6 protein-coding genes are annotated in these 8,636 nt (G+C 31.0%); 4 read left to right on the forward strand and 2 right to left on the reverse strand.

Going from position 1 to position 8,636, the window contains the following annotated elements; genetic code table 11:
* Nucleotides 1-40: 40 nt before the first annotated feature.
* Nucleotides 41-808, forward strand: coding sequence for a flagellar hook-basal body complex protein (locus J418_RS0110640; protein ID WP_017750815.1), 768 nt, complete (start codon nucleotides 41-43; stop codon nucleotides 806-808).
* A gap of 76 nt (nucleotides 809-884) precedes the next feature.
* Nucleotides 885-1,172, forward strand: coding sequence for a hypothetical protein (locus J418_RS0110645; protein ID WP_017750814.1), 288 nt, complete (start codon nucleotides 885-887; stop codon nucleotides 1,170-1,172).
* A gap of 43 nt (nucleotides 1,173-1,215) precedes the next feature.
* Here the strand turns inward: J418_RS0110645 and J418_RS0110650 are convergent, their stop codons facing one another.
* On the reverse strand, nucleotides 1,216-2,856 hold the full coding sequence (locus J418_RS0110650) for a putative manganese-dependent inorganic diphosphatase (RefSeq protein WP_017895555.1): 1,641 nt from the start codon (nucleotides 2,854-2,856) through the stop codon (nucleotides 1,216-1,218).
* A gap of 210 nt (nucleotides 2,857-3,066) precedes the next feature.
* On the opposite strand from J418_RS0110650, the gene J418_RS0110655 reads away from it, so the two are divergent.
* Nucleotides 3,067-5,604, forward strand: a complete 2,538-nt coding sequence (locus tag J418_RS0110655) for a calcium-translocating P-type ATPase, PMCA-type (protein ID WP_026142646.1) — start codon at nucleotides 3,067-3,069, stop codon at nucleotides 5,602-5,604.
* A gap of 39 nt (nucleotides 5,605-5,643) precedes the next feature.
* Here J418_RS0110655 and J418_RS0110660 read toward each other — a convergent pair whose 3' ends face one another.
* Entirely contained in the window at nucleotides 5,644-6,051 is a 408-nt protein-coding gene (locus J418_RS0110660; RefSeq protein WP_017750811.1) for a hypothetical protein, read from the reverse strand.
* 231 nt (nucleotides 6,052-6,282) lie between these two features.
* On the opposite strand from J418_RS0110660, the gene J418_RS0110665 reads away from it, so the two are divergent.
* Nucleotides 6,283-8,595, forward strand: coding sequence for an AAA family ATPase (locus tag J418_RS0110665; RefSeq protein WP_017895557.1), 2,313 nt, complete (start codon nucleotides 6,283-6,285; stop codon nucleotides 8,593-8,595).
* The last annotated feature ends 41 nt before the right edge of the window (nucleotides 8,596-8,636 follow it).

Here is an 8,636-nt window from a genome sequence, read left to right on the forward strand (position 1 = left end):
TGAATGTTATAACCACATTATACAAGGAGGAGATTATTTTATGCTTAGATCTATATGGAATAGTGTAAGTGCAATGAATGCACAACAAGATAAATTAAACAGTATATCAAATAATTTAGCCAATGTAAGTACAGTCGGTTATAAAAGTGAAGATGTGAATTTTCAAGATTTGATGTATGAAACTTTAAATAGAGACGGGTATCCTGTCAATGAAAATTCTCCTACAGCTCTTATAACTGGATCAGGTTCTAAAACCACTGAGTGGGTCAGAGATACCAGTCAGGGAAGTTTAACTGAAACCAATAAAAAGTCCAATCTTGCAATAGACGGGCAGGGGTTTTTTAGGGTTACGACTCCTAGTGGTCAAACTGCTTATGAGAGAGCTGGAAATTTTAATGTGGACAGTTCAGGCAGGTTAGTTGATGATGATGGAAATGTTGTAAATATAGAATCAGTTCAGGTATCAGGAAATTTAAACAATAATAATTTTACAATTAATAGACAGGGTTATGTATATATAAGAGAAGGTAATCAGGACAGGCTATACGGAAAAATAAATATTTACAATGTAGTTGGACAGGATTCTATGACATCTATAGGGGATAATCTATATACTCCAAAACAGGGAACACAAATTTATCAAAATAATGATGCATCTATATATCAGGGATATCTTGAACAATCTAATGTGGATACTGGCAAGGAAATGACGGATATGATAGTTTCACAGAGAGCTTTTGAACTTGGTGCCAAGGCTTTAAGTACATCAGACGATATGTGGGGAATGATAAATAGTATGAGAAGATAAATTTAAAAATTTTTAGTAAACTTATTTAATGTATATGCATATAATATAGTAATTATTATATTGGGAGGAATTTTGTATGTACAGATATCCAAATATGGGATATGGGGATTATACAGATGATATGTATGATAATTATGAACCTTATTATTATAACATGTATGCTGCTCCACCTATGTATCCACCTATGGCCATGTATCCTGTTAATCCATATATGATGTATAATTCAATGAATTACAACATGCAGCAGCCAACCTATGAATCAACCTATGAGCCATTTGATTGCTATGAAGATGAAGATCATGGAGACGATGAGTTTCAAAATCTTAAAATGAGAACTGTAGACATAAGTGATGTAGTGGATTAAACAAAGCCTGGGATGTATAATATGTACATCCCAGGCTTTTATACTAGCTGTTTTTAACCATCGCATTGGTAAGAGGTGGAATTATCTGTTTCTTTCTAGATAGAACACCAGGAACATAAGCACTGTTGTCTTTTAAGGTTACATTGAATGTATTGGCTATTACATTACTATATGATCCTATGCTGATTAGCTCTGAACCACTTTCCAATATATTGGTAAGCATAAATACCATAAGTCCAAATCCATCATTTTTACACATTGAATTCATTAAATCTATAACATCTTTTCTAAGAGGATTGAAACTATCTGGGTCCACAGTTGAAATTTGTGCAACCCCTACTTTCACGCCTCCAAGATTAAATATTTTAAAATCTTGATTTAGAAGTTGTTTTGCAGTTTTTCCCTCCAGTGATGAAGCTGCCTTAAACATTTCTTTTGCAAATTTTTCAGGATCTATGCCAGCTATAGGAGCCAATTTACTTACCATGGTCCTATCTTTTTCAGTTGATGTAGGTGACCTGAAAAGAAGTGTGTCTGAAATTATGGCAGAACACAAAAGGCCAGCTGTTTCTTTAGAAGGGGTTAATCCGTTTTCTTTAAATATTGATCCTATTATTGTAGCGGTACAACCTACAGGTTCATTTCTAAAATAAATAGGGGAGCCAGTTTGGATGTCAGCTATTCTATGGTGATCAAGTATTTCAAGTATTTCAGCATCTTCAATCCCATCTACAGCTTGAGATCTTTCATTATGATCTACCAGTATTATCTTCTTTTTATTTTTAGATATTAAATGATATCTTGATATGCTTCCTACAACTTTGTTATTTTTATCTACTACAGGATAGCTTCTGTATCTTGTATCCAGCATGACTTCTCTCACATCATCTACAAGATCATGTGTTGTAAATGATATTATATTTTCTTTTTTCATTACATAACTTATTGGAATGCTTTGTGGAATCAATCTGGCAGTAGTGAAAGTATCATAAGGGGTTATTATAATAGAGCATCCAATTTTTTTTGCCTTTTCTATTATTTCGCCTGAAACTTTATGATTTCCAGCAATTATCATGAGGGATGCTTCGGAATCCAAAATTACATTTTGGGCATCTATTCTATCTCCACATATTACTATATCACTTTTTTCAATTACCTGATCAATGCTGTTTGGCTGCATGGCTGCAACTATTACTTTCCCTCTAAATTCATCTGTATTATTATGCTGGTAAATACATTTGGCAGATAGGGTGTCAAGTATATTTTCAAGTGTAGTGCCACTTTTCTGGATTACATTGCTATCCCATACATCCATGTAAGATGTAGTTATATTGGATTGAGATGCAATTCCAATTAATTTGTCATCAGAATCTACAACGGAAAGAGTTTTTACTTTACTACTGCTTATTATTGCCCAGGCTGATTTTAGGGAAGTCTTAGGAGAAATTGGCTTTATCTTATCAAAGTCCAAATCTGCTATTTGAGTCTTTACTGTATCAATTAATTTTTGAGGTTTAACCCCGAAATAATCCAATGCAAATTGAGTTTCCCTGCTTAATTCTCCGAGCCTTATGGGAACGGCTTTTACTCCCATCTTATTTTTTAATTCAGCATAAGATATGGAAGAACATATTGAATCTGTATCTGGATTCTTATGTCCTGTTATGTATACTATATCATTCATTTATATTTTTTCCTCCCAGTTTATTCAATTGACAATCGAAATTAATAATTTGGATTGTCATATATATTATATATGATAATGGCGTTTTATCAAAGAATTTACTAGAAAAATGTGTGACGTTAAATCTAATCTCAAAAGTAATAATGTATGTGCAACTGTGCATATACATTAATGTAAATAAACAGATAGCGCATGGAGGGATTAAAAGTGATTAATGAAAGGGAAGTTCAAAGTGGTTTAACCCAGGCTGAGGCGGATAGAAGACTGAAGAAATATGGTCCAAACTTGCTTGAAAAAAAGAAAAAAATATCACCGTTGACAATATTTTTATCACAGTTCAATGATTTTATAACATGGGTTTTAATAGGAGCCACTATAATATCAGGTTTTATGGGGGAAAAGGCAGATGCTGTAACTATAATTATAATTATAGTTATGAATTCCGTGCTTGGATTTATTCAAGAATTTAAAACCGAGAAATCACTGGAAGCTTTAAAGAATATGGCATCTCCTACTTCAAAGGTTATAAGAAATGGAAAATTAAAAATTGTGAATGCACAGGACTTGGTAATAGGAGATCTTATAGTTATTGAAAGTGGAGACAAGATACCTGCGGATTGTATGATAACAGAATCAAGTAATTTGATGATAGATGAATCTCTTTTGACAGGTGAATCTGCAGGTGTAAGCAAAAGCATTCAGAAAAAGGAAAATTCCATTTACATGGGTACGATAGTATTGACAGGCAATGCAAAGGCAAAAGTTACTGGAACTGGTATGGAAACTGAAATGGGAAAAATAGCAGGTATGCTTCAGAGCATAGAAAAGGATACATCACCTCTTAAAGAAAAATTGAATAATTTAGGTAAAATATTGGTTGTGTTATGTTTAATTGTTTGTGCTGTAGTTACTATTGCAGGAATAATGAGAGGTGAAAATAAATATGAGATGTTTTTGCTTGGTGTAAGTCTGGCAGTTGCAGCCATTCCAGAAAGCCTTACAGCCATAGTAACAGTTGCTTTGGCACTTGGGGTATCAAGAATGTTAAAGAGAAATGCTTTAATAAGAAAATTACCTGCAGTGGAGACACTTGGATGCACCTCCATAATTTGCAGCGATAAAACAGGTACGCTTACTGAAAACAAGATGACTGTAAAAGCAATGTATTCTAACGGAAGAACTTATAATTTAGATAGAGAGTCAGTTCCTGAGAATGCAATGCTCAAAAAAATATTTACATATTGTAATGATTGTAATGTTGATACAGATAAAAAGAATGTTTCAGAAAGTTTAATTGGCGACCCTACAGAGACTGCACTCATTAAAGTTTATTTCAGAGATGGAAAGACTCTAAAAAATTTTTTAGGTAGAGCTAGAAGAGTATATGATATACCCTTTGATTCTGACAGAAAGATGATGTCAGTTATAGTAAAAGAAGGTTCAAAAGAGATAAGTTATGTAAAAGGTGCACCAGAGAAACTTATAAGAAAGTGTAAATATATATTAGATAGAGGAAATGTAAGAATTTTAACTTCAAATGAGAGAAATAATATAGTAAAGGCAATTGAAAATATGTCGTTTAATGCACTTAGATGTATAGCAGGTGCTTATAAAGAAAAGAATTTGACAAGAGGAAAGTCTCTTGAGGATAATTTAATTTTTGTAGGAATCGCAGGTATTATTGATCCTCCAAGAAAAGAAGTAAAAGATGCTGTCTTAAAATGTAAAATGGCTGGTATAAAACCTGTTATGATAACAGGGGATCACAAAAATACTGCCTTTGCCATAGGATATGATCTTGGTATATGTAAAACTCAGGATCAGGTTATAACGGGAGATGATTTGGATAAGTTAACAGATAAACAACTGGAAAAAACAGTAGACAAGAAGGTTATATTTGCAAGAGTTACACCTAAACATAAACTTAGAATAGTAAGGGCATTTAAGTCTAAAAACAAAGTAGTTGCTATGACAGGAGATGGAGTAAATGATGCTCCAGCCGTAAAAGAAGCAGATATAGGGATATGCATGGGAATTTCAGGAACGGATGTTACTAAAGAAGCAGCTTCCATGGTGCTTTTAGATGATAATTTTACAACTATAGTGTCAGCAGTGGAAGAAGGCAGAGTTATATATGATAATATAAGAAAATTCATAAGATATCTTTTATCCTGTAATTTAGGAGAAGTTTTAACTATGTTTTTAGCATCAGCTTTTAATCTCGCCATACCACTTCTTCCTATACAGATATTGATGGTAAATCTGGCTACTGATGGACTTCCAGCTATAGCACTTGGAGTAGATCCTCCTGAAGGGGATATAATGGCGGAGAAGCCAAGAATTAAAAATGAAAGCATATTTGCAAGAGGATTAACAGAAAAAATACTTGTAAGAGGAGCTCTTATAGGGACGTGTACTATATTTTCTTTTGTAGTAGCACAGTATCTGGGATTTGGGCTTAAAACTGCAAGGACTATGGCACTTGCAACTTTAGTAATGTCACAACTTATACATGTTTTTGAATGTAGATCCGAAAATCATTCTATATTTCAAATAAATCTATTTAGCAATAAATATCTTCTAGGTGCTATAGCAGCTTCTATATGTATGATTTTAGCCATAGTCTATATTCCATTCCTTCAAAATGTCTTTCATACTTCTGCAATGAATTTAATACAGTGGGGTATAGTAATTTTCTTTTCAGGTATAATAGCACTTATAAATAGTCTGTATTTGTATTTTAAATAAAAAATGAAAAGTAAAGAGGATTAGAATTTCTAATCCTCTTTACTTAAATCTTTGTACCCTTCTCTGTACTTTTGGGACTTTTCCTTCTATAGGAACAAGGTCTTTTTTAGTAGTCATATTTCTAATATTTATAAGTTGAATTTGTTCCTTATTCCCCTTGCCCGCTTTTCCTTTTAATCCCTGAACCAACACAAAATTTCCCTGCTTAATGGGAATAAACTCAGGCTTTTTAAACCACTTTTTCTTTATATAACTACATTTGGTTATATTTTTACTTCTCTCTGGTCTTACGAGAAGAGTTACCTTTAATGTATTGAATATCCACAATATGGTTTTTGATGTTATTTTAACGGATACTATAGTACCTTGGATCTGGGTTAATCTATCTCCATATTTCTTTAAATAGGATTTAGCATAATATTGTGAGATTTTTTCTTTTAAACTCATTTTTATATTAACTCCTTTGTCACTTATTTTATTTCATGTCTAGTATTTTAAAATATTATTATATGGATAATTCTAACTTATTATATCATAGTATATATTTTTTTAAAATACATGTACTATTAAACAAATTATAGTTTCAACAAATTTGTTCCTAAATATACTGTTTAAGAATACTATTATATTAAACAGTTAAATTGTATAGCTAATAATAATAGCTGAGGAGGGATTTTGGTGAAGAGAGAAGTAGCCCCGGAGGAAATTATATATGATTTTAATGTAAAAGATATAGATCTAAAAGATGAAGCTCAGTATAATCCTGAATATGAGGATATATATAGAAAAATAAATACGGCTCTTAGTATAGACAAACAAGGTTATAATTTATATATTGTAGAAGACTTTTCTAAAAATAAACTTGAAGATATGGTTAAGTATATAGATAAAATTATTAAAAACAGAGAAATATATGATATATGCTATGTTATATATAAAGATATCAAATCTCCCGAAGTAATAGTTTTAAAAGCAGGATATGGTTTAAAATTGAAGTATTTTGTAGAAGAGATTCAAAAACTGTATTTTAAAATAACTTATGAATTTTATAATGGATCAGATCAAGAAAAGGAATTTATCATAGAGGATATCCGTAATAAGAAAAATGATTTAATAGAGAAAATGATTGATATAGCAAAAAGAGATAATTTTACTTTAAAATCTGTAGATGATGGTTTTGTATTTATCCCTCTTAAAGAAGATGGGAGTATGATGAATGAAAAAGAATATAATTTATTAAGTTTTAACGAAAAAGAAAGTATAATAAATAAGGTCGCTTTGCTCAAAAATGCTTCCCAAGAAATACTTGATAAGTTAAAGAATATAGAAATAAATGAAACTGAAAAAATAAAAGTACTTATGGATCATTATTATAGTAGGAAAACAGCAGATATTAAAGATAATTATTTGGATATATTTTCTGAAGACAAAACTGTATTGAAATTTTTAAATTATATATGCAGTACCATAGAGAAAAGAATAAAAGATATATATTCAATAGACTATAAGAATGATGAAAATACTATAAAACAGATAATATTTAAATATTCTGTTAATGTGATTGTTGATAACTCTGGTAGAAAATATCCACCTATAATATTTGAAGAGGACCCGAGTGTTGTTAATTTAATAGGCAATATAGAATATAGAAATAAAGATGGAAATTATATAACTGATATAAGTCTTATAAAAGCAGGATCTATTTTAAAAGCAAATGGGGGATGTCTTATACTTAGGGTAAATAGTCTCTTGAATAATCCAAATGCCTATTATTATTTGAAAAAATCCCTTATAAGTGAAAAAGTAAAATTAGATTATAAAACTGGATATCTTGAAGTTTTATCATTAAACGGTTTAAACCCTGAGCCTGTGCAGTTTAAAGAAAAAATAATACTTATAGGAGATTATAGTACTTATGATTTATTATATAATTATGATGTAGATTTCAAGAAAATATTTAAAATCAGAGCACAGTACAATCCTATACTTGATATGGATAGAATTGTAAAGAAGTTATTTTTAACAAAGATAATATATACATGCAAGAAAAATTGTTTTAAGCCGGTTACAGATGAAGGCATAAGGGAAATTGCAAAAATTTTGTCCAGAAAAACGGAAAATAAAGGCAAGATTTTTATGGATGACTATGAGATCGAAAGAATACTAACACTTTCCGACAGCAGTGCAAGGGAAACAAAAAGGAATTATATAGATACACAGGATATAGAGAATGCTGTATATACGAGGGAAATGTTAGAAAAACAGATAGATGACAGTTTTAGTGAAGAACAGATATTTATAGATATTGACGGAAAGAGTATAGGTCAGATAAATGGGCTTTCAATTTTAAGTACAGGATATTTTAGCTTTGGAAGACCTGTAAGGATAACTTGCTCATGTATAAAGGGGGAAGGAAATATAGTTGATATTCAAAGGGAAAGCAATTTATCTGGAAAAATTCATAATAAAGCGATAAATATAATAAAAGGATATATAAATAACAATATAATTGGGGGATATGACAAACTTCCTGTGAATTTTCATTTGAATTTTGAACAAGTTTATGGGACTGTAGACGGAGACAGCGCTTCTGTAGCAGAAGTAGTGTCGATTATATCATCACTTTCCAAAATAGGAATAAAACAAAATATAGCAGTTACAGGTTCAATTAATCAATTTGGAGAAGTTCAGCCTATAGGGGGAGTAAATGAAAAGATTGAAGGCTTTTTCAACACTTGCAAGATATTAGGAGAAACTAAAGGGAAGGGAGTACTCATCCCGGCATCCAATGTGAAAGGAATTGCACTAAAAAATGAAGTGGAGCAAGAAATAAAAAGTGGAAATTTTCACATATACTCCATGGATACAGTAGAAGATGCTGTGGATATTTTAATGGGGAATGAAAATTTGAATTATTCGGATGTAATTTCTGCTATCAAGAAAGAATGTAGAAAATACTATGGAAGACAGGAAAAAAATAGGCATAAATAGCATATTTGTAGGGAATGGGTATAGATTTGTGTAAAAACCAA

This window comes from Clostridium tyrobutyricum DSM 2637 = ATCC 25755 = JCM 11008 (assembly GCF_000359585.1).
Lineage (GTDB): Bacteria > Bacillota > Clostridia > Clostridiales > Clostridiaceae > Clostridium_B > Clostridium_B tyrobutyricum.

Bases quoted from the DNA above. Each gene is read 5' to 3' on its own strand.
- J418_RS0110640 (WP_017750815.1), top strand. From the start codon at position 41: ATGCTTAGATCTATATGGAATAGTGTAAGTGCAATGAATGCACAACAA.
- J418_RS0110645 (WP_017750814.1), top strand. From the start codon at position 885: ATGTACAGATATCCAAATATGGGATATGGGGATTATACAGATGATATG.
- J418_RS0110650 (WP_017895555.1), bottom strand. From the start codon at position 2,856: ATGAATGATATAGTATACATAACAGGACATAAGAATCCAGATACAGAT.
- J418_RS0110660 (WP_017750811.1), bottom strand. From the start codon at position 6,051: ATGAGTTTAAAAGAAAAAATCTCACAATATTATGCTAAATCCTATTTA.